At 57.4% G+C, this 21944-nt stretch carries 20 protein-coding genes and 2 pseudogenes; 9 read left to right on the forward strand and 13 right to left on the reverse strand.

Features of this window, described 5'->3' with window-relative positions:
- Nucleotides 1–983 precede the first annotated feature (983 nt).
- On the forward strand, nucleotides 984–1466 hold the full coding sequence (locus tag A5906_RS42520) for a hypothetical protein (RefSeq protein WP_080135477.1): 483 nt from the start codon (nucleotides 984–986) through the stop codon (nucleotides 1464–1466).
- A gap of 260 nt (nucleotides 1467–1726) precedes the next feature.
- Here the strand turns inward: A5906_RS42520 and A5906_RS12420 are convergent, their stop codons facing one another.
- Nucleotides 1727–1966 carry a hypothetical protein gene (locus A5906_RS12420; protein WP_080135478.1) on the reverse strand — a complete coding sequence of 80 codons (240 nt, stop codon included), beginning with the start codon at nucleotides 1964–1966 and terminating at the stop codon, nucleotides 1727–1729.
- Between the two features lie 433 nt (nucleotides 1967–2399).
- On the opposite strand from A5906_RS12420, the gene A5906_RS12425 reads away from it, so the two are divergent.
- Nucleotides 2400–3599 (forward strand): esterase/lipase family protein, encoded by a 1200-nt coding sequence (locus tag A5906_RS12425; RefSeq protein WP_080135479.1) that lies wholly within the window; start codon nucleotides 2400–2402, stop codon nucleotides 3597–3599.
- Between the two features lie 539 nt (nucleotides 3600–4138).
- On the opposite strand, the gene A5906_RS12430 is transcribed toward A5906_RS12425, so the two are convergent.
- The 8 genes from A5906_RS12430 to A5906_RS41325 form a co-directional block, all read right to left on the reverse strand.
- On the reverse strand, nucleotides 4139–4969 hold the full coding sequence (locus A5906_RS12430) for a hypothetical protein (RefSeq protein WP_080135480.1): 831 nt from the start codon (nucleotides 4967–4969) through the stop codon (nucleotides 4139–4141).
- A 72-nt stretch (nucleotides 4970–5041) separates the two neighbouring features.
- On the reverse strand, nucleotides 5042–5494 hold the full coding sequence (locus tag A5906_RS12435) for a hypothetical protein (protein ID WP_080135481.1): 453 nt from the start codon (nucleotides 5492–5494) through the stop codon (nucleotides 5042–5044).
- Nucleotides 5495–5510: 16 nt separating this feature from the next.
- A complete protein-coding gene (locus A5906_RS12440; protein ID WP_245326705.1) occupies nucleotides 5511–5975 on the reverse strand; it encodes a GIY-YIG nuclease family protein in 465 nt (154 codons plus the stop codon).
- Nucleotides 5976–6462: 487 nt separating this feature from the next.
- Entirely contained in the window at nucleotides 6463–7470 is a 1008-nt protein-coding gene (locus tag A5906_RS12445; protein WP_080135482.1) for a hypothetical protein, read from the reverse strand.
- A 73-nt stretch (nucleotides 7471–7543) separates the two neighbouring features.
- A complete protein-coding gene (locus A5906_RS12450; RefSeq protein WP_080135483.1) occupies nucleotides 7544–8404 on the reverse strand; it encodes a DNA adenine methylase in 861 nt (286 codons plus the stop codon).
- Nucleotides 8401–9852, reverse strand: a complete 1452-nt coding sequence (locus tag A5906_RS12455) for a hypothetical protein (protein WP_080135484.1) — start codon at nucleotides 9850–9852, stop codon at nucleotides 8401–8403. Before A5906_RS12455 ends, A5906_RS12450 begins: the two co-directional genes overlap by 4 nt.
- A gap of 1441 nt (nucleotides 9853–11293) precedes the next feature.
- Nucleotides 11294–11533 carry a hypothetical protein gene (locus A5906_RS12465; RefSeq protein WP_186465164.1) on the reverse strand — a complete coding sequence of 80 codons (240 nt, stop codon included), beginning with the start codon at nucleotides 11531–11533 and terminating at the stop codon, nucleotides 11294–11296.
- A gap of 960 nt (nucleotides 11534–12493) precedes the next feature.
- Complete coding sequence (locus A5906_RS41325; protein ID WP_136615170.1) at nucleotides 12494–12718, reverse strand: hypothetical protein; 225 nt, start codon at nucleotides 12716–12718, stop codon at nucleotides 12494–12496.
- An 815-nt stretch (nucleotides 12719–13533) separates the two neighbouring features.
- On the opposite strand from A5906_RS41325, the gene A5906_RS41330 reads away from it, so the two are divergent.
- A complete protein-coding gene (locus A5906_RS41330; RefSeq protein ID WP_136615171.1) occupies nucleotides 13534–13761 on the forward strand; it encodes a hypothetical protein in 228 nt (75 codons plus the stop codon).
- A 464-nt stretch (nucleotides 13762–14225) separates the two neighbouring features.
- Here A5906_RS41330 and A5906_RS41335 read toward each other — a convergent pair whose 3' ends face one another.
- Nucleotides 14226–14486, reverse strand: a complete 261-nt coding sequence (locus tag A5906_RS41335) for a hypothetical protein (RefSeq protein WP_136615172.1) — start codon at nucleotides 14484–14486, stop codon at nucleotides 14226–14228.
- Between the two features lie 479 nt (nucleotides 14487–14965).
- Between A5906_RS41335 and A5906_RS41340 the strand changes: the two genes are divergently transcribed.
- The gene (locus A5906_RS41340; protein ID WP_136615173.1) at nucleotides 14966–15223 is read left to right on the forward strand and encodes a hypothetical protein; all 258 of its coding nucleotides are present in this window, start codon (nucleotides 14966–14968) and stop codon (nucleotides 15221–15223) included.
- A 285-nt stretch (nucleotides 15224–15508) separates the two neighbouring features.
- Here A5906_RS41340 and A5906_RS12495 read toward each other — a convergent pair whose 3' ends face one another.
- On the reverse strand, nucleotides 15509–15697 hold the full coding sequence (locus tag A5906_RS12495) for a hypothetical protein (protein WP_245326706.1): 189 nt from the start codon (nucleotides 15695–15697) through the stop codon (nucleotides 15509–15511).
- A 284-nt stretch (nucleotides 15698–15981) separates the two neighbouring features.
- Here A5906_RS12495 and A5906_RS41345 point away from each other — a divergent pair, with 284 nt between their 5' ends.
- The gene (locus A5906_RS41345; RefSeq protein ID WP_136615174.1) at nucleotides 15982–16644 is read left to right on the forward strand and encodes a sce7726 family protein; all 663 of its coding nucleotides are present in this window, start codon (nucleotides 15982–15984) and stop codon (nucleotides 16642–16644) included.
- Here the strand turns inward: A5906_RS41345 and A5906_RS44295 are convergent.
- A pseudogene (locus tag A5906_RS44295) lies at nucleotides 16540–17475 on the reverse strand (beta family protein). The gene A5906_RS41345 and the pseudogene A5906_RS44295 sit on opposite strands and share 105 nt — an antisense overlap.
- A 901-nt stretch (nucleotides 17476–18376) precedes the next feature.
- On the opposite strand from A5906_RS44295, the gene A5906_RS45965 reads away from it, so the two are divergent.
- From A5906_RS45965 to A5906_RS12525, 4 genes are all read left to right on the forward strand, one after another.
- Nucleotides 18377–18499, forward strand: coding sequence for a hypothetical protein (locus tag A5906_RS45965; protein ID WP_283807686.1), 123 nt, complete (start codon nucleotides 18377–18379; stop codon nucleotides 18497–18499).
- Nucleotides 18500–19363: 864 nt separating this feature from the next.
- On the forward strand, nucleotides 19364–19663 hold the full coding sequence (locus tag A5906_RS12515) for a Dabb family protein (RefSeq protein WP_080135494.1): 300 nt from the start codon (nucleotides 19364–19366) through the stop codon (nucleotides 19661–19663).
- Nucleotides 19664–19668: 5 nt separating this feature from the next.
- Nucleotides 19669–21063 (forward strand): aminodeoxychorismate synthase component I, encoded by a 1395-nt coding sequence (pabB, locus tag A5906_RS12520; protein WP_080135495.1) that lies wholly within the window; start codon nucleotides 19669–19671, stop codon nucleotides 21061–21063.
- Nucleotides 21060–21653: an anthranilate synthase component II gene (locus tag A5906_RS12525; RefSeq protein WP_080135496.1), complete on the forward strand. Its 594-nt coding sequence runs from the start codon at nucleotides 21060–21062 to the stop codon at nucleotides 21651–21653. The genes pabB and A5906_RS12525 overlap by 4 nt, the downstream gene beginning before the upstream one ends.
- Before the next feature lie 20 nt (nucleotides 21654–21673).
- On the opposite strand, the pseudogene A5906_RS12530 reads toward A5906_RS12525, so the two are convergent.
- A pseudogene (locus tag A5906_RS12530) lies at nucleotides 21674–21926 on the reverse strand (IS66 family transposase); the annotation flags it as partial.
- Nucleotides 21927–21944: the final 18 nt, after the last annotated feature.

Below are 21944 nucleotides of genomic sequence, written 5' to 3' on the forward strand. Positions count from 1 at the left end.
CCCGCCCGCCAATAGCCTTGCGGCTGGCGTTACCCGGCGAGGTGACTCGGCGCTAGAAGTGCGAAGCGCTGCCCCTGCCACGCGCCGCTAACTTACGAACGGTCATCCTCAAGCAGCGCGGGCGCGACTCGGCGCTGTTCGGTTGCGTTGGATCAGATCGCTGTCCCTGCCGCGCCCGCACTACCAATCGAGGTTAGCAGACACTAGACTCGGCGTTCAAAGCCCCCCGCTCTACCCTGGGGAAACGCTGTCCCTGCCACGCTCCGCTAACCTCAACGAGGTTTACGGGGACCAGCTGTCCAAAAGCTGACGAGCCGCCACAGCGGCGTTCTGAGCCTCCTCCGAATTGATCGACACCTGTAGTAGGAAGAGCCAGGAAGTGTCAGATGGAAGGACGTCAGCGTCAGTCGTATACGGACGACCACAAGCGGCAAGCGGTCGATCTTGTCGCGTCGAGCGGCGCTCGAGCGGATCTGTCGCCAAGGAGGTCGGCCTGAGTGACCAGCGAAAAAGAAGACCCTGGCCCCTGTGACTGGGCAAGGGTCAGGCGTGCGGTTCGACGCGCGCGGGGCGGAGGAGCGAAAAACTGTAATCAAGGCTTTGTCCCGGGGCCTATGGCAATTCCGTGCGTGTCTCGAATGTGAGGACCATATTAGCGCGGCGATTCCCAGGACGCGGTCACGACGCGTCGCATTCGTGGTTTCCGGACGCGGACGCAAAGTGCGCTACGCTCGCAACCCGCATGCAGCCACGATGAGAACTGCCAGGTTGCACACGTGGCGCCACGCGCTTCTTTTGGAGCCAACGACCGAAATCGGCCCGCACAAACGTTTGTATGTATTGGACAGACGCTACGAGCAGCTAAGTTGAACCGCCGAAAGAGTGCGCTAGCAGCGGAGAGGCGTCCTGGGTCTGACGACCTGCTCGCCCTCGTTTGGGACAAGGCAGTGGCTTCCTTCGATCTCTCGGGTCGGAGATCGTCGATGGACACTTCAATGAGTACTTTGATTCGCCTGCGCTACAACACAATGGCGGATGAAAGCCCGGGCGGCGAATGGAGATGGCGCGTGATCATGGAGAGAGATGGCGGATATGAGGAAGTTCTCGTAAAAGAGCTCTCGATCAACGTGCCGTCATTCTCCCAGGCAGACGAGATGCCTGTTGTTGGGCGCAAGTACCATATTGCTTGCCACGGCACACTCACGGTGAAAGACGGTCTCGGTACAGCTATCGATGCTGCCTGCGATATCGAGATCACGCTCGATCGCGACAGCATGACGGTGACCCTAATTGAAGGTGCAAAGGCCGGCATACGTTGGCAATCGTCGCGCTCTAGCCCGCCGGTACAGATCTCGATTGCTTCCTTCCGATTTCTTGGCAATTTCCTCGCACTCGGCGGCGAGGCACTCAAATCGATCCAGTTTCGCCTGAAAAGCACTCATGAAAAACGCCTCACACATTGGTGATCCGACGTTTAGCCGCAGCGATCGGCGAGAGTAAACACAATTCGATGCTGCGCTGCGGCGGCTGATGGTTCTCAGCCATGGGGATCGGGTCGGCACTTATACCGACCTAGCGCGGGCCTCCCTCGAGCCGGATAGGCGGCGAGCAGCCGCCGGCTCAAACAACTCTGCTATCGTTGACGGCGGCTCCCGCGTAGGCGCGATCGGGCACCGATCCTTTGCCTATCTAGCGACCGCCGACAACAAGGCCCCAGAAAGTGCCTTCAGTTATGCTCAGCTCTTTCTCCGGCAACTGAGCCCAGCGGCGGCTTCAATTGCTCCATACCTGCTTCAATGATCGCGAGTTCGTCTTTGACATCCTGAATGGCTTTCGCGGCATCGACGCTAGAGATGCCGCGAAGGTCGTCGAGCATTTTGCGGCGATGTGCAAGCAGCTCGGAAAGCGCGCGCAGATCTCTTGTAGTGACGTATCCGGCGACAATTAGCTCCATCGCTTTCGACATTTCGATCGCTCCTGGGCGCCGGTTAATTCTTGGCCTTTGAGAGGTGGACGGCTGAGGTGTGGCTGCGCCGTTCCTTTGCTTCTGTGCTGAGGCGCGACCGTTGTGACAATCGCCGCAACGAGCGCGATCCAGAAGCAGACACCGAAGATGAACAAAAGCAATTTGCGCATATCGCTTTTCGCGCATAGGGACGGAGCCGACACGCCGAATATAATGACGCGCCGACTTCGCCACGGGGGCCGGACGAGCAATATCCGGTGCGCCAATCTAGCGCTGCCCAGCACAGCTGCAATCGAAGTCGCGAGTTAAGCTTGATGGCTTCGGGAAGAGTTAAATCTGGAACCGTAAGGAGCAGGCAAATGGTAATGCTAGATCGTTTGCTCCGCCAATTTCAGCTAAGGTCTCATTCAACTGTCGCCCGCGGGAGGATCGCATGGCCACATTCATCTTCGTGCACGGCACATTTGCAAAATCCGCCGAATGGCCGTTGTTGCGGAACGCTTTGATCGAGGCGTCACATACGCGCGGACAGGAAGCACGATTTCCGCCAATTACGTGGACCGGCAAGAATACGATCGCCGCTCGGGAAGCCGCCGCGATAAAAATATCTGACGCTGTACTTTCGGCACGATCGATTGGCCGAGATGAAAAAATCTTTCTGATCGGTCATAGTCACGGCGGAAGCGCAATTGCCTACTTCCTCAAAAATCACGAAGCAGCTGCGGTAGTGGATGGATGCGCATTTCTCTCGACCCCGTTCGTGGCCATTCGCCCGAGAACAAACGCGGTGGGCCTCATTCTATTGACCGTTTTTGTAGCATTAAACGTCGCAGGGATCAGTCGAGTGATATTAGCTCACTTCGGATACCCAAGCTTAGGCTTCACGATCGCGGTCGTCGGAATTCTGGCGATAGTTCTCAGCGCCAGAAAACTAAGAACCCAAGACAGGCGCACCCTGGTAGTCAAGGAGACGATAAAACAGCAAACTGCCGACGTACCCCAAGGCCAGTATCTCTTTGTGCGGTGCTCTGGCGATGAAGCCGCGGCAGCGCTGTCGGCAGTTCAGTTCCTTGCGTGGCTCGGCGTCAAAATTTCTAAGGTGTTGGGCCGTATTGTGCGACCATTCTCCAGCAGCAGTGTTCTTATTGTGGGAATTTTCAGCTGCTTGGCTACGCTCGTGATATCCAGTTCAGTTCAGATCGGTTTGGTCATGCTCTCTAACATCAGGCGGGACGCCGGCATCTGCGGCTTTCTTCACATCATTTCCGAAGTGTTCAGCACTGATTTCCTTGGCGTTCTGGTCATTTTGTTTCTCACATTGGGTCTTCCATGCATTGTACTTTCGTTTTTAGGTATGTCGCTCGGCGTTTTTCTTACTCAGGCTGTCGCTTCCTGGGCGTTTGGTTGGACAAGACTATCAACAGGACTATTAGTGGAATTGGCGATTGAACCCGTTCCGTTCGGAGAGCATCCGCTAGTTCATATCGACTGGACCGAAGGGCGCGGGCTCGAAGGTATTGTTCACAGTTGGACGTATGAACATCCTGTGGCGGTACAGCGGGTTCGCAACTGGGTCGAAGCATCGCTCATTGCCCCGCCGGAGAACAGGCCGCCAAGCTTGTCCGTGGGGTGATCCAGACTGTCCAAATTGTCGCGAACTCGGATGGGCATGCGAATACCATCCGGATCGGCCATAGAGCGATAAGGCGAACGCGTGCAGTGGGGCGCCTGCCTTGCGAGCGCAAGGGCCGACCTATCCCGACGTTGAGGATCATCGAAGCCATCCAGTGCGCGATGTCCGGTCCCGGTTCTCCAATCTTGCAGACAGCGACCGCGCGGCGGTTACGGTCTCGGTCTTTCGGAACGCAAATGATTGGTCGCGGGATCGCGTAGTCGCGGCCTTTGGCCGCATCGATAGTCTTCGCTGTCATCGCCGCGGCAAAGCTGATCGCTCTCAGGCGCGTCGACGCCCCACAATCGGACACGCGTGCCGTGAATTTCGATCGTGTCACCGTCGACCACGCTGGCGCGGCCGGCGATGTTTTCAGCACCTGAGGCAACATCGGCATGCAACACAGCTAACGCGCTCAAGAATGCTAAGAGTTGCGCACGGGGGATCATCTCGCGCATCCGATCATTCGAAGCTTTCCACCCGCGATGGCGAGGTGACATTTATGGACTATGCTTGCCGCCCTTGCCTCTGCGTTTGCTACGCGGGCGGGCAATCCTGGTACCAATGATTACAGGATCATGTATCAGCATCGGTGCTAACGAGCTGAAGGGATCGACACCCACAATCTTGTCACCCTCCTTTTCGTTAGAATGCCAAGACAAAACGACTCCACCTTCAAGCGTCGCTGTTAGAATATTGGGTCCAACAGTCGCGCGCGTCCGCGGGTCGTTCGACGCCTTTAGAACGATTGAGTGGCACTTGCCCTTGATGGCGGCGGTTGGGGCCTGGATATCAGCCAATCGAAACAATTCTTGCTTGTCGTCGTTCGAAACGTAGTTTCGGGCACCAAAAATTCCGAACCAAGCGCCCGTCGCATTCACTGCCTCAGCCTTGGTCAGGACGAACTTAGGCCGGACGTCGTCGAATTCGCCGTTGTCGTCCTCGAAGTTGGAGATGAGTGCGCTGAATGGCAATCCGTCGATCAACCCGCCGAATATTATGCTCAAACGCTTCTGGGCGAAGGGAAGATCTTGCAGAGCGGCGTTTCTGGCGAACTCTGGGGTTAACTCCTCCGTCAGGAAGCTCAGAGCCTCGCGCGTACTGACCCAAGGCTGGGCAACATCTTTCAGGCGTCCTAACCACCAGCGCTTCGAATTGAAATCGTTCCAGTACGCAAGACCAGTGAATGCACCGATAAGCTCGCCATCGAAGAACTTATAGTGGCTTACCTTCACTGTCTGATCATCGCGTAGCGCGCCGTTCCACGAAATACGGGTGTCGGCCGCGATTACAGTACATTTCGCGTTTCCAGCCGCCGCAATGAGCGTCATGTACCCCCCCTAATTCTTTTGTCCACGCTTCGCGAAATCCACCGTCACGCCACCGCCATCGCGAGTGAACGCCTAACATTCGACCGTCGCATCGTCCAGATAGACGCTCGCCAATTCGCTCTTATCATTCAACGCAGCGCGGTGGCATCGATGCGCCGCCGTTTCCAACTTCTTCAGTTCGGTGCCTGTGACCGCACTTCCAGCCCTCGCGGCGAGGGCGAACCAATCGTTAGAAGGAAATCCGCTCGCATCCCAATTTATGGAAACGTAGGTCACGAACTTGGGGTCGCAGATCAGGACCATGTCCGGCCGTTTGAAGAAGACGCTGCCGCCGGAAGGAGAGAAACGATCGAAATGCGTATTCGTCCGCTCGATGAGCCGGGCTGTTATTTCCTTGCATCCCGGCGTTTCGGCTGAGTGCTCGCCGGCTGCCGCCGTTTGAACCGACCCGAGAAAGAGCGCAGCTAGCGCTCGGCTTGTGAAGCGCCAAGTACGGGCGCTGCCCTCTTTGAAGGATCGCGTCATCGCTCGTTATGACCCGCTACCACCATGTCTCTTGTTCGCTTGTAGTCTGCGGGAGCACGCTCAAAGTCCACGCCCCTTGAATGTCGAAGTTGCCGAACAATCCGGATAGCTGGAACAAACGAAAGAGAAACAGGCTCACGTCAGGATTTCGGAAGAGTTGATCGGTTCTCGCAGGATCGACGCGAAGCGGCTCACTGATCGAGCGTAGCCGCTCTCTGGCCTCGTGCGGAGCGACGTTGAACAACTCCCGCGTCCCGACAACTTCGACGTTCCGTGTGCTAAAGTGACGATGAACTGCGCTCTCTACTATGGCGCGGTCGGTCACGTGAACGAAGTCAGACAGTTCCCAAGGACCGTGAGGAGCATAGGCCTCGCCCCCATTTATCCCGCGAAGCCTTTCGCTAATTGGCCGCTCGGTGCGGCCGATCTTGATGTAGTCGCTGTTCGGCGAAACCAGAATGTAGACAAATCCTTGCGGCATATGCGCGATCCCCCACCCGCCGGCAAACTAGCTGAGGACCGCCTGGATGTGGAATAGGCGGAGCGTCCAGATTGCACGACCTGCACGGCAATCGTCCCTACACCGGCGGCAGTCCGCCAACGTAACGTTTGATGTTGCGACGATTGCGGGCTTGGTGCACTTGGCCGTCTCACTAAACCCGGAAGGACCCGGACAGCACGAAATGGCCGGCGGACATCACCGCCGCCGGCCATCGCGTTCGCTGCCTTTAGGTTGGGGGGCGCCGGGCAGCGTTGACCGTAAGCTTGACGACGTCCGATTAACGACCCGCTAACGAATTCGGGCGGGATCTGGAGAATTCAACGGCCAGAAATAGGCGGGCTTACGCCGCTATCGCCCGCGCTGCACGCGCACGCCGGCCACCGTCTATCGCGGCTAGACAACTACGCCGGCGCTCCGGTGACACCAATCCAGCGCCACTAACAATTTGCCCGATAGCGCATAGCGGTTAACCAGCAGGCGCATCGTCCGATCTCTGTGACTTTGTGTCTAGAGCTGGCGCGACCACTCGCAATTTCTCCGCCGGGATCCCCGCGGCATCGAACACTCTGTAGTGACGCTTGTTACCAGAATAAAGGAACACAACCGCACCGTTCACATCGGGCAAGTGTAAGAAGAACGCAGCCTTCTGAACAGCGTTGCGTTCGATGTATTGCCTAGGTAAGGACCTTCCCCGCGGCGATGAAATTTTTAGCTCAACTACAATTCTCTCGGCCACGCCCGTATCTGAAACCCTCTCGACGACAATGTCGGTCTCTCTTTCCGAGAAAGTTTGGCCTTGTTTTACATCTACTCGGGGGATGCTTGCCAATTCACTCGAAAGATATCCTGCTATGGTGCCCGCGACATGGAAATAATGGCGCGTCGACTGATCGTGAACGGCCGTGTCACCTTGTATTTGTTCTCCGGCAAATTTGGCGAGGGTATCGGCTACGACGTCGAGCAAAGGCTCGTTTTGCTCGATAGTTGAATTGCTCTGGGAGGTTTTTGGCTCTGCGGCGGCATCGAATGCGAGTTTTCCGTCGATCTGGTCGCACAGTACGATCGCAAACACCGTTACGGAGACGATCGCCATAAGGCCTTCGTCCTCATCGAAGTCGAGCGTATAGTCGTGGGTGGATGGATTGCGCCATTCAGTCCGGTAGCGCGTGAACTGATCCAGTACCTTCTTTCGAAGCAAATCAGCTTCGCTGAGGAATTCTTCGATTTTGTGCGGTTTAATGTGTGACGGATCTTTACCGGCGAGTACTCGGTAAGCTTCTTTTACGCTCCCCTCAAAAGCCTGATTGCAGCGAAAGACGACGTCCGTGAAGAGTGTTTGGTCTGGCTCAGACTGGCCCCGCTTGTAGTGCTTTACGGCGGCATCGATGTGCGCCATCACAGCCCTCAGTCCGATTTGAAAGGGGCCGGCAGGCAAGCTCTTAATTTTTTGATCGAGAATGTTCTGAAGGTCCATTGGTCGTATTTGCCTAGGTCAGCATGGCCGCCGGCCAAGAGTGTTGAGGCGCAAAAAATCTAAGTTCGGTCCATCACCAGTCGATCGCGTCGGAGCGCTGGGTTGTCGGTAGATGCATCCATTTCGGTGTGATCATTATCTCACGACCGCTCCGACGTTCCGCAGCAGCGTAACGAAGGCCGAATGGTCTGATCGTGGCCCATCCTCGATAGAGTTGCCGGATTTCCCGGCAGTCGTCGTAAGTCAAAACCCAGGCGTCATCGTTCATCGAACGCAGCTGGCCGGCCAGACGCTTGTGATATTCATGATCGAGAGCGTTGAGGTAGAGCGTCTTCCCCTTCTCGAAATAGGGAGGATCAATGAAATAGAATGTCCGCGAAGCGTCCTGATCCCTCACAAAATCAATACCGTCTCTGTCGGTAACAAATATTCGGTCACGATACTCTGCAATCTTTTGACACCGACGGTGCAGTTCTTCCTTATTGAAGCGGGCATCGATCAACCAGTCCCCTGTCTGATTTATGCCGCCAATCGGTCCACCGTTCATGATGATGCCAGATCGATTGCAGCGGTTTAGGTAGAAAGCGGAAAACCCGCGGGTAAGTCGCGATAATCGGCGGTCGTTCGATCGATAGGTGTCGCGCTGGCGCCGCCACTCGGCCATACTGACGCGCGTCTTTTTCAGCAGCTTCGAAAATTGTTCCGGGCGGTTGGTCAGCGACCACCAAAAATCGTGTATGGCCCCATCAGCGTCATTGATGTGTATTTCGGACGTTTCCTCCCGGAAAAGAAGCGAGAGTGACGCGCCGGCACCGCCGGCGAAAGGCTCTGCAACCGAGTATGAACCAAGGCCGTTAAGTTTGCGGATCTGGCCCAGAAGCCCGGCCATTGCCGCCTTGCCGCCGGGATACCGAAGTGGGCTCGCTTGGTTCATTTACCTAGGTCTTCTTCTTCGTCGGCTTCCAACATCAACCGAAAAAGCGGTTCGGTTCGTAGCCAGAATTGCCAGATGTCGCGTTCGCTAGGCAAGTCCCCAGACTGATGAATGAACGCATGAAGTTCGCTCAAGGAAAACGGCGCGGCGGCGTCGTAGCGCAGGGCCTTCTCCACCTTGTTTGCGTCCGACGCGTCCAGTTTTTCTTTAGCGATCTTGATGATCGCTGGGGCCATTTGTTTCATTTGGGGAACGCCGAACGGCAGCTTGCCCTTTCCGCCAAGCCGTTCGATCAAGGGCTTCATCTCCCCGGTTCTTTCAAGATAGCTCGTTACAGCAAGTTCGAAGAAAACGCGCATCAGCACAGCGCCAGCATTTGGAAAGTCGCTGCGCTTCAGGCGAACCAATTCGCCCCTGATGTCGACAAGCCGTTCTGACCCGTGCCGAACCTTGAGGTCGCGAGGGAGCACAGTTTTCGTGATGGACTTCGTTTTCCTCAACGCCGGCGCAGGCGCCGCCTTCGCCGGCGATGCGACTGACTTCCCCTCGATGATGTCCGCCGGGACAAACGTGGCCTTCTTCTTTTCTGGCCTCTCGCTTGGCTTCCAACTCTTGAAGTATTTCTCGATATCGTCGTTTGTGTTCAAAGTGCGCGACGATTGGTTGCCTAGTGCGACGTCGGACACAAGTTTGCTGAAGGCTTTGACAAATTCTGGCTTTGCAGTCGTAACCCGCAGGCCGTGATCGGCGTCCTTTTCGACATGCAAATACTGGCGTCCGACGGAGCTGTCGATCACGCGGCCGAGAGTTGTAAAGATTTTCGCACGGGGGCTTTCCAGTTTGGCCTTGATTTCTTCGGCAAGGGGCAACGATCGCGCCATATCGGCGATCGCTCTGGTCTGTCGCGCGCTTTGAATGTCAGGGAGCGAAAAGCCGAGTTCGTCCCGAAGTTCGTCGTTGTCGTAGCCTTCAGCCAATTTTTCGAGAATGAAACTCGCTCTATTCTCGGCCTGCCAAGCCAGCACTGGCGTTCCGATATGCCGACCGGCGATCTGTCGATCCGTTGCGCGACGACTGGGGGCGACCGTTACTGGGACGGACGCAAGCGTTTGGGGGACGACCTTTCGGGAAAGCTTTTCTATCTGACGCTGTCTTGCTCCATCCAGAAGGCCGGGTTCTCGCAGCGCCTTAAGCGCCGCCAGCCTTCGGTTTCCCTCGACCACGACAAGCCGTCCGTTCTCATTGACGGCCAGAAGCGGTTCGTTGGGGAAAAACCCTCTGGTCGCGATGCTTTCCGCAACCTCTAGGGCTTTGTCATGTTCAAACAGGTACTGGATGATTTCGCGCGGCGCTTGCGCCAGCGTCTCCCGCCCCAAACGCGGGTTCTTCGGATCAAGATGAAGGCTCGCGACGCTCACGCGCCTCGTCGGCCAATCTGCGCCAGCCATGTTTGCAATTCCCCAGACCTATCGGATCATGCTGCAACTGGCGGACGCAGCGCAATTGACCAAAGGATGGTAGGCCGGGAATTCCCCCGTTTTCCCCGACAAAAGTCCGCCAGCGTTCGGAGGCTGTTGGTAGCAACGTTGGTATGTCGCTAGGTTTGCGTATAAATTACCCAGTATTATCAAATCATTATATTCATTACTCAATCCCCTCAGCCGGAACCATTTGACTATTTTCCTTCCTTCGCTACGCTCCACTTCGGCAGCATCCAGCCGGGTAAACTCTCGGAAACAGGGTGTTTTTCCTGACGTCGAACTTCGCTCTCCTCCGTCAGTTACCGCAATGGTATCGCTGTTGGTATCTCCAGATCAGGGCTGCGACGGGCTGCAACATTCAACGCGGCTCAGGTGGCCATCTCCACCAACCGATCCAATTCGGCGCCCTCGTCAAGCGACGGCCCGACGGCCCGGTCAAGATCGTCGCCAGCGCCTTGGGGCGCGTCGCATCGCGGCGGATTGAACCTTCTGGCGTGCTGGTCTTGGCAGCTGTGTCGGCGGTGAATGTAGCAAACGGCCGACTTGGCCGCTGCAACCAACCGACCCTGCTTCGCGGCGGAAGCGCGCCCGCCGGCCGCGTTTGCTGGACTGTGCACCGCCTCATAAGCCGCCTTCCGCTTGGCGATCAGCGTCGCGCGCTGCGCTGGCCGGAACACGCGGTAGGCTCCTGACGCAGAGCGAGATTCCCATTCCCACCGCTGGGAACTGAGCCTGACCTTGAGCGGTTTATTGACTTCCATCGAGCGAGGAAGGTCATGACGACGAGGACGAAAAAGGAGCTGGCGCTTCTTACCCTGAGCACCTTGGCAGCGCTGCCAATATTCGGCGGTCTGGGCCTGACAATGCTGGGCGTCATCGCTTGGTAGGCCGCCTACCGCGAGGAACGTCGAAGCCTAGGGCAACAGTACACGGCGGGTTTGCAAGGAGCCGTGCGGCCCATATCCGGTTATCCCACTTTCCAAAACCATCGACGAGCGGGTCCTTGGCAGAAAGGCCGGACCGCGCATGCATCGAGCGAACGCAACTACCGTCCTGATCGTCTTGCTGGTCGCCGCGTGCTTCTATCTTGTTTTCACGCAGTAAAGGACTGCGCTCGTTCGGCGCGGGCGCCGCTTGATCTGCGGCCCAGAAGCCCCAAGCAGAGATTGGGGTAACAGTCGACGGTCACGCTGGCCCGCAAGCGAACCGGGGATCAGTCCCCAACTGAGAAACGAACCTGCCGCAGCGATACGCAACCTTCAAGTGCCCACAATCCTGGTATCGTTCGAGACGGCGGCTCCCGCCTGGGCGCGATCGGGCAATGGAATGATCGGGCTGGCCAGCGCGAGGATGGCACCGTTTCCCATGCCTATCTAGCGGCCGCCGACAGCAAGCCCAAAAAACGCCTTCAATCAAGCTCGGCTCGTTCTCCGGCAACTGAGCCCGGCCGGGGCTTCAGTTCCTCCATACCTGCTTCGATGATCGCGATTTCGTCTTGGACATCCTGAATAGCCTTCGCCGCATCGATGCCAGAGATGCGGCGAAGGTCGTCGAGGATTTTGCGGCGGTGTGTAAGCAGCTCCGAAAGCGCGCGCAGATCTTTTGTAGTGACGTATCCGGCGACAAGTAGCTCCATCGCTTTCGACATTTCGATCGCTCCTTGGCGCCGGTCAATTCTTGCTTTTTGAGAGGTGGACGGCTGATGTGTGGCTGCGCCGTTCCGTTGCTTCTGTGCTGAGGCGCGCGTCCGTTGTGACATTCGCCGCAACGAGCGCGGTCCAGAAACAGACACCGAAGCTGAACAAAAGCAATTTGCGCATATCGCTTTTCGCGCATAGGGACGGAGCCGGCGCACCGAATATAATGGCGCGCCCACTTCGCCACGGGGTCCCGTGCAATGGCCGGTGTAAGTAAACCTAGCGGAGCCGGACGCCGTCGCAACCAAAGTCGCGAATTAAGCTTGATGTCGCAGCTGCGGGTTAATTCTGGAACTGCGAATTGTGCGCGCGCAAACATGCGCGCGCCGCCTACTTCTACTCAGGACCGCCGATGTCAAACGCGCCGAGGCGAAACTCTTCGCCCGACTGCTCCACCGAAAAAGCACCTGTATCGGCCCGGCTCAGTCACCCGACCGATCTTGTCCCATGTGATCTTGTTAACGCGCATCTCTGTCGATCAAAAAAGAAGCCCGCTCACCAAGCGTGGAGCGGGCTCCTCATGCCCATGCGTATCGCCCTGTCCGGTAACGAGGCGCTGACATACAGCGTAGCTGAGATTGGTTTCCAACCGGTTACAAACGCGAAATGAGCCGGCCAAACTGAGGCTATCTCACTGGCCCCACTCGTTCTCAGATAGTGAGCCGGGCGGTGGCTTGAGCTCTTCGAGGCCCGCTTCAATCAACACTAATTCTTCCTGGATCGCTTTGACCGCGTTTTGCGGATTGATGTGTGACACGCCTTGCGACCGAGGACCTGAGGGCGATGAGCCAGCAAATTCGTCAAGGCGCGTCGCTCGCGCACCTTCACGTAGCCAGCGACAATAAGTTCCATGGCCTTCGACAACCTTCGCTTTCCCGTCCAGCCGCTATTATTCAGGCGACCGTCGCCGACTAAGCAGGCGTGACTAGTGCGTAGCCGTGCTTCAACGCCGCCTCAAAGACCTGCTTTAGATTAGGGTCCTCTAAAACCTCATCGGCGGGGCTAAAACCAGCGATCGGCCGCCAATCGAGCCCTTTAGTCGCCTCGGGCAAATTCGAGGCGTTGAAGGCGTAAGCTGTTCGGCCGGTCCGCTCACCGTATCCGCCTTGCTCAACGAATTTCTGAAGCCGGCTCATTGACCTTTTCCCATTGGTACTTACGAGGTTATCGAACCGTAATCGGCCGTTGAGTGCAAGGTGGTCAATGCGCTGATCGCACGGTCCATGTGCCCTCATATCATCGGTTGTATAGTTGGCGTGCCCCATGCAGCTGATCCATTCCACAAGGCCGTTGACCGGATCAATGCAGATCGCGCCGGGAAAAGCGCCAACGGCACGGGCAGCGCCTCGTCGAGCAGGGATGGACAACCGCGCCGTTGTGGTTAGCGTGCGAAAAAACTCCGTCAACATTCGCAATAAGCATGCACCGACCATAGTCTGACCTCATCCCCTTCGCGTCGATCCTTCTCAGTTGCGCTCTCGTTGCTTGGACCGGCATTGCTGGACCGATATTCGCGGACAGTTTTTGGGCTGGATTGGACAAGTGGCAAACGCTTATTGCCGCTTTCACCGCGTTGGTGGCCGCCTATTTGGCCGTTCAACCCGTGTACCGTCAACTGGCAGAACAACGGCGGCGATCGGCGGCCGCGGCTGTTTCGATGATTGTGAAGGCAGCACTCTCATTGGAGGCGGAGCGAGAGGCCGTTAGGAAGGCGATCGACGAACTGCACGTAAGTCAGCTTATGTATGGGTATGATGCCATCTCGCCATCTCTTGGCATCAAATCTATGCGTCATGACCACAAAAGGCCTTTGAGTTCATGACCGCTTGCGACGCGGCGCTGCGATCGTTGCGGCTGTACAGTGAACGGAACCCTGATGTATCTCTTACGCAACACTCTCGCCTTTCAGCAATTGCATCCCTCGCGCAGCTGCGTGCCGGGTTAGGAGCGCTTGGTCACGATCATGCTGCAAGAGACGTCTGGACTTGCCTACGAGGAAGGCGAGCAAGACATTCCGGATACTGAACATTCGACCAAGCGAAGTCAGATGGATGTTTACCAGGAGAGCCGGATAGCTGCCGCAAAAGTGTTGGAACAGAACCTCTCTCTCATTGGAGATTGCTACGATCTGGAGACGCATTCCCCAGCTTCAAGGCTTGCGATCGAAGCTTCGGGCTAGCCCTTCGTCGCTCCCGTATCTGGCGAATGCCTAAATTGGACCATTGCATTGGGATAGCGATCGCCGCGTCCCAACTTGCCCGACAAGGCATCGGCGGTTAATTACCAGCAGGCGCGTCGTCTGGTCTTTGTGACTTCGTGTCTATAGCCGGCGCGACGACTCGCAATTTCTCCGTCGGGATCCCCGCGGCATCGAACACTCTGTAGTGACGCTTGTTACCAGAGTAAAGGAACACAACCGCACCGCTCACATCGGGCAAGTGTAAGAAAAATGCAGCTTTCTGGACAGCATTGCGTTCGATGAATTGTCTAGGTAAGGACTTTCCTCGCGTCGATGAAGTTTTTAGCTCAACTATAATTCTCTCGGTTACGGCCGTATCTGACATTCTCTCCACGACGATGTCGGTCTCTCTTTCCGAGAAAGTTTGGCTCTGTTTTACATCTACTCGGGGTATGCTAGCCAGTTCACTCGCGAGATATCCTGCTATGGTGCCTGCGACATGAAAATAATGGCGCGTCAGCTGGTGGAAGGGTCGTGTCACCTTCTACTTGTTCTCCGGTAAATTTGACGAGGGTGTCGGCTACGACCTCAAGCCGAGGTTCGTTTTGTTCGATCGTTAAATTGCTTTGGGAAATTTTGGCCTCTGCGGCAGCATCAAATGCGAGCTTTCCGTCGATCTGGTCACACAGCACGATCGCAAACACCGTCACGGAGACGATGGCCATAAGGCCTTCGTCCTCATCGAAGTCGAGTGTATAGTCGTGTGTGGATGGATTGCGCCATTCAGTCCGGTAACGCGTGAATTGATCTAATACTTCTTTCTCAGCAAATCAGCTTCGCTGAGGAATTCTGCGATTTTGTGTGGTGTAATGTGTAATGGGTCTTTACCGGCGAGTACTCGGTAAGCTTCTTTTACGCCGCCCTCAAAAGCTTGATTGCAGCGAAAAACGACGTCCGTAAAAAGTGTTTGGTCTGGCTCAGATTTGCCCCGCCTTTAGTGCCTTACGGCGGCGTCATGTGCGCCATCACGGCGCTCAGTCTGATTTGGAAAGGACCGGCAGGCAAGCTCTTAATTTTCCGATCAAGAATGTTCTGAAGATCCATTGGTCGTATTGCCTACGTCAGCATAGCGGCCGGCCAAGATATTGAGGCGCAAAAATTCTAAGTTCAATCAGTCACCAGGCGATCGCGTCGGAGCGTTGGGTTGTCGGTAGATGAGCGGCAGCGACCTCGCCATGTCGGCGATTGCTCTGGTCTGTCGCGCGCTCTGGATGTCGGCGAGCGAAAATCCGAGTTTATCTCGGAGTTCGCTGTTGTCGTAGCCTTCGGCCAGTTTTTCGAGGATGAAGCTGGCTCTATTTTCAGCTTGCCAAGCGAGCACCCGCGTTCCGACGTGGCGGCCAGCGATCTGCCGGTCCGTGGCGCGGCGATTAGGCGCAATCGTTACAGGAACGGACGCTAGCGATTGGGGGTCTAGGATTTTGCGGGCAATCTTCTCGATCTGACGCTGCTGCGCCCCATCGAGAAGTCCGGGATCCCGTAGCCGCCTATTCGCGTACGCAGTTGCGGAGAGCCAGCACGAATTCGACCCGGCTGCGGCGTTTGCGAAGTCGGGGCATCTGACGCCTCCGCCAAAGAGAAGCTAACGCTCAGCCTCGCCGCCGGATCGGCGGCAAGCCGTCGAAGCGACCGCATTCCGGCCGTTGTCCACAGGCGCGCTGGGCTCCGCGCTCCGTCGGCTAGGGTATTAGTCCTTTGCCGAACGCCAGTCCGCGCCGTGGAGGCGGGCCATCTCGCGATGAGACCGCTTGATGAAGGCACGCTCGACGCAAAGGCCGGAAGCGAACGAGGCGACCAGCGCAAGGCCACAGGCGATGTAGCTGTTAAAATCCCACAAGACGCTGACGCTGACGATTGCGATAAAAGCGACAGCCATGACCGTATTGCGAAGTGCGCTGACCATGTTGCTCCCCCAGCCCGATCCGTGAGGAACGATAACATCGCAACCATGTCAATCAGCGGCGTTGATGGTCGCGATAAGCCGTATTTCTACTATAAGGCGCTGGGGTCGGCCCGATCTCGCGCACCACGAGCTCGGTGGACGACGGTCTCTGCGGGCACAATTGTCGGAACCCGGAATCACTGTCGGTTAAGCGGCCCTGTTGTAAACTCGTCCTACGTGCGCTAATGCATGGCGCTAGGACGGTATTGGAACCGTAGATGAGAGATTTCGACGTCCGACAAGCCCTGCGGCGGGATCTCGATCAACAACACCGCGACGACGCGCGGACGCGCATCGTCGAGGAGATGGGTATTTGGGCTGGCTCGGTCCGCGTCGACATTGCGGTAATCAATGGTGAGCTTTCCGGCTACGAGATAAAAAGCGCCCGAGACACGCTCGCGAGGCTGCCGGCGCAGCAGGAGCTCTACAGCCAGGTTTTCGATCGCGTGACTTTGGTTGTCGCCGATCATCATTCGAAGAAGGCATCGGCGCTTATCCCTGAATGGTGGGGAGTGATGATCGCCACCATGGCCAATGGCCAGGCGGTGTCTCTGCAGGAAGTCCGGCCGAGCTACGGAAATCCCGGCGTTGATGCTCTGCAGGTCGCTCGTTTGCTTTGGCGGCCAGAGGCCGTGGCTATCTTGCACCGGCACGGACTCGTGAAGGGGTTTCGCAGTGCAGCCGCCGACAAATTGTGCCGTCGCTTGGCTTTGGAACTTCCGCTCGAACTCCTCAGGTTTGAGGTGCGTGGCGCGCTGAAGGAGCGCACCGGTTGGTTAAGGAAGTCGGTCAACGACAAAAGCGAAGTGGCGATTGGCATTGATCTCGACCCATTGAAGCCTTCCGCCTGCGCTCACGCTGGGGGTGCCTGCGATCGTTGATATCCTCTGATCGCCCCAACAACCTGGCAGTCCACCGAACTCTGGCCTTCGTACCAGCGTTCGCGCATGCGCCCGGTACTGGTCGCACATTGGAATGCCTGACGCTCCGGTGGTGCGCTTTCCTTTGATCATGATCCAGTTGTCATCGATCGTGTAGCGCACGCTCACTGTTGCCGCAGCCATGGCCATCCCTGGCGGTTCAGTGAGGTCTCGATGCGAGATCCCGAAGTCGGCGTAGTCGATAGGTCGATCGCTTTGCGGCAGCTGGCGCCAGGTCAGCCAGTCTATTCGCGGCACTATCGTCAGGCCCGGTCCGAGCTGGCCGAAATCTTTCGGAGCTGACGAGCTCGCCAGCGTAACGGACCTCCAGGACATGCCCCTAGCGTTCGCTTGCAAGATGCTGCCAAGTTAGCCGCCGAAAGATGTTGGATCGAACTCGGCTACGTGGCCCGCGTCGACCAGGAGATCGACGTCGGAAGGCGCGAGCTGCAGCTGCTGTTGCATGTATCCGATTGCTCCCGGAAGTTGGCTTGGCGTGCATTTCAACATTGCGCCCGGACCGCCGCGACCGATTTGAGAGCGCGCCGCCTGATTGTAAGCACCGACAGCCCCGATCTCGATAACGGGAATGACCTGTACCCCGGCCGCAACCAATGCCCGGAGTATCCTATTGAAGTTCTGCGGTCCGCCTGTGACGTTGAAGTTGAAAGCCCCGTCCAGGAAGCACCTCCGGCTGGACCAGGCGGCCGCCATGCGTGCCACAAAAGTCGCCGGCGGCTTCTCCCCGACATGGAAGACGGGTTCGATCCTGTCTCTCTGAGCCGGCGCCAGCTACAGGAGAGCCGTGGCCTCTCCGGTTTTCGTCTTGAGCATAGGGCGATAGACGAATGGCATTAGGACCCTCAAATTATTTGCAGTACTCGGGTCCGCTCGTTGAGGATGGTCACCTCGAGGTATGGGCGCGCAGCGAAGCCGCGGGCGGCACAGAGTTGCTGCCGGCGACCGTGGCGGGAGCGACAACCGCCGCCGCATCGCGAAAGCCCTTACCATCGCACGCCCGAAGCGGATTGGCGAATGGCTAGCACCGCAACTATGACGACAATCAGCGTTGATAGCTCATCGCCCGCCGTTTTCTGCGCGAAGTGGCGCGGCTCTGGCGAGCTCGCGCGCCCTGTTGGTCGCGTTGCTTCCGAGGAAGGCCCACATCGCCTACCGCGGAGGGAGAGACGGAAGTTTCCGACGAAATTATCCACCTCTATGACGAAAATCGGCACGTGGATCGAGGGTTGCGCAAAGGCCGAGGTCACTTTGCTCTTCGTTAATTACCCCGCGTAGTTGGCGGCTGCGAGATCCGGCTGGGTTTGCCTCCATTGCCGGGCCTCGCTTCTTAGAACGCACAATGGCGGCCGCTATCGCGTCGCTGCCGTCAATCGCAGGCCGGCGCTCCGCATCCTGCAACGGGTCGGTGAGCGCTGATCGCCGTATCCATTCAGCTTGACCAGACGGGGTTGTCACGCTTACCCGTGGTTCAACCTCTCGCGCGAATGTTGTCGAGCGCGTCACCAGCGTATCCAGGAAAGATCTGCTGCTAGGTATTTGGAGTGTCGGCGACATCGCCCAAAAATGCGGGCACGCCAAAGCATCAAAGGTGCGGCGAAGGTTTACGATCTAGCAAACCTTTGAAGCCCATCGTCGGGTTCGCAGATGCGCGTAGTGCGTGTAGGGAGAAGAAATGACAGATAGCAAATTGACACCGGAAGAACGAGCTCGCCTTTTGGAGACGGCGGCGGTCATTAAGGCCGAGATCGTGGTGAGCCTTGAGGGCAAGCCCATCACCGTATCCACGCTGAAATAGTCAACTCGCAACATTGGGATGAACAATGCAGCAAGCTGAGTGGACAAATATCATCATCGGACCTTGGGCGCGCTCCCTAAGGAAGCTGACGCCGATCGACCAGCTTTGGAAACAGTAACAGGTCACGGCCAGCGAGAAGCGGCGCATCTACGCTCTCGCAGATCAAACTGCCGACACCGACCCTAACGCGGCCGAAGCTGCCTGCGACGCGGCGGATGACGCTTTAGAGGCCGTCGCTGATGTGATCCTAAGCCACACCCTTCGCGTCGAAAGCGGACGGCGCCATCAAGGCCCAGGTTCTGTCGTCGCGCGGCGCCGATCCGGCGGACCCGCTTCATTACCGGCTGATGACATAATGAGCCGCGCCCAAAATTACATAGGTCGAAGACCCGGAACTCTTGTTCAAGCTCTCCAAAATACCATCGGCCGACTCCCGGCCTGATGGCACTGATCCCGGATCGAGCGTCATCGAGCCGTGGAGTGAAGATTTGCCCCTGTAAGGTGGGTGTCACGCAGCCTTGCGGCCAGCGCTTTCTCATCTGACGACTCCATTGAGTTTGGCTCGCGGCCAAAAGCCGACACTCTCATATGGAGCAGGGGATAAATCTATCAACCAAGAGAGAGGAAAGGAACGATATTTCTCAAAACTAGGAGCCGGACGACATAGAACCTGCAATGGACCCGCGATCATCATGCGAGAACTTCCCATCCAATCGTTAGAGTCCCGCAAGCTAAGTAGAAACAGTCATACAAGTAACCGATCGGATCTATGCCGGCCGTCCGACATCATGCTTAGGGGGTAGACAGCCATTTCGAGGCCCGTATAGATCGCAGGGCAACCTCATCGCACACCGCAGAGCCGCCATGATTCGTCACATCGTCTTCTTCACCGCGAACAGCAAAGCCCATATCGACCAGATAATCGATGGTTTGTCGATTCTCACCACAATCCCGCATGCGCGCAGACTTGAGGTCGCTCGCAACCGCAAGACTGACCAGCTCCGGAATGACATCGACATCGTGGTTTACGGTGAGTTCGACAATGAGGCGGAGCTCGCAGCATATAAAGCGCACGATCTCTATCACGAATCGATCAGGCGGGTGCGCCCCCTCAGGGAGCTGCGCTTCGCAGCGGACTATAGTTTGGCTGATGTCGCATCGTAAGCCCGATGCATGTCATAGAGCTGCCCTGGATCGAGCCGACCACGGCAATGCGATGCCTCGCGGATCGGCCACACCTCACGTTTCTGGACAGCGCTGCAAAGGACGCTGTGCTCGGACGCTATTCATATCTGACTTGCGATCCATTCAGCACCTACGCAATCGAGGACGGACAGGCAAGCTACAACGGTGAGCCTCTCGACGGCGATCCATGGGACGTTCTCCGCGCACTCCTGTCCAATTACCGGCAGCAGCATCGCCGCGATCTCCCGCCGTTCCAGGGCGGAGTGGCCGGCTTCCTCTCTTACGATCTAAACACGACACTGGAACAGCTGCCGTCTCCTGCAGCGCGGGGACAAGGATTTCCGCAATCGATTCTCAATTTCTACGACGTGGTCCTCGCCTACGACCATTCCGACAAACGGTGCTGGATCGTTTCGACAGGATGGCCGGAACAGGACGCCACGCGTCGCAGCAGGCGCGCTCGCCAGCGAGCGGATGAACTAGCGGCGTTGCTTACATTTGCACCTTTGCAACAGAGTTGCTGTCCCACCACGGCGAGCTCATGGCAGTCGAACTTCAGCCGCGATGCCTATGTCGCAACCGTCCAGCGTGTGATTGATCTAATACTCGCTGGAGACATCTTCCAGGCAAACATTGCGCAACGCTTCAGCACCAGATTTTCGAGTCCACCCGATCCGCTCGCCTTCTATTCCCGCCTTCGCCTGTTGAACCCGGCACCGTTTGCCGCGCTGCTGCGCTACGGCACGCGGACTATAGCATCCAGCTCGCCGGAACGGTTTCTCAAGCTGGATGGTCGATACGTTGAGACGCGCCCGATCAAGGGCACGATAAGGCGCTCCGCCGATCCGCAGGATGATCGGCGACGCGCTGACCTTCTTCTTGCGAGCGAGAAAGACCGTGCCGAGAACGTCATGATCGTGGATCTCCTTCGCAACGACCTGTCGCGCGTTTGCACCGCGCACTCTGTCGAGGTTCCCGTGCTATGCGGGCTCGAATCCTATGCTTCGGTGCACCACCTGGTTTCGGTCGTCAGCGGCAAACTCGCTGAGGATTACGATGCCATCTCCCTGCTACGCGCCTGCTTCCCCGGCGGCTCGGTTACCGGAGCGCCGAAAGTACGGTCGATGGAAATCATCGCCGATGTAGAACGTATCGCACGTGAAGTCTATTGCGGTGCGATCGGCTTCATTTGCTTCAGCGGGCGGATGGACACAAATATCGCGATCCGAACGGTAACGATCGATGATGATCTTGCGGTCTTTCATGCTGGCGGCGGGATCACGGCGATGTCAGATCCAAGCACTGAGTACGAGGAGACGCTCGCAAAGGCGCAACGCATCTTTGACGCCTTTCGTGGAGGAGCAGACGCTCTGCCATGATTGCGATCATCGACAACTACGATTCCTTCGTTTTCAATATCGCTCGCCACTTCCGACAACTTGGAGAATCGCCAGAGGTAATCCGGAACGATGCGATTGCCATCAGCGATCTCGTCGGTCTCAAACCGCGAGCGGTAGTCATCTCGCCGGGGCCATGCACGCCAACGGAGGCCGGAATCTCGAGGACCGTTGTTCGCGAGCTCTCCGGTCTTGTCCCTATTCTCGGCATCTGCCTTGGACACCAATGCATCGGGAGCGCTTTTGGCGGGGGAATCGTACGCGCACGTCGCCCCATGCACGGCCAGGCCTCGCACATCACTCATGACGGCAAAGGTCTATTCAAGGCACTCCCGCTTCCGCTCCGTGTTGGGCGCTACCATTCTCTGGTTGTCGAGCTCGATGACTCCTCCCGATCTCCTCTGATGGTGACGGCGCGCTCAGACGATGCCGAGATCATGGCTCTCGCACATCGTGATCACCCCACCTACGGCGTGCAGTTTCACCCGGAATCGATACTCACTCCAGACGGACACAGGCTGCTTTCGAACTTCTTGCGACTGGCGGAGGCTTCCTTCGCCGCAGAGCGATGATTGTTTCGTACGCGCGTGAGGGCATCCGCATGCTCGCGGCCCTTGTTGACCTGTGCCCTGATCGCAGCAATGCCGGTCTCGATCTCCTCGAAGGAAGGCCTACTGTTCGTCATCGATGCGCCCAGAGCCGAGCTTCTCCGATCGTCGGGCGAATTGGGTGCGGTCAAAGGCCTTCAGGATCTGCGTCAGCCGCGCGATGCGCGCATCGGCATCGACGTTGCGGGCCTTGAGATCGTCGACCTCGCTCTCCAGAGCATCGACACGGGCCGCTTCTCGGCCATCGTCGGCAGC

The organism is Bradyrhizobium sacchari (genome assembly GCF_002068095.1).
Classification (GTDB): Bacteria; Pseudomonadota; Alphaproteobacteria; order Rhizobiales; family Xanthobacteraceae; genus Bradyrhizobium; species Bradyrhizobium sacchari.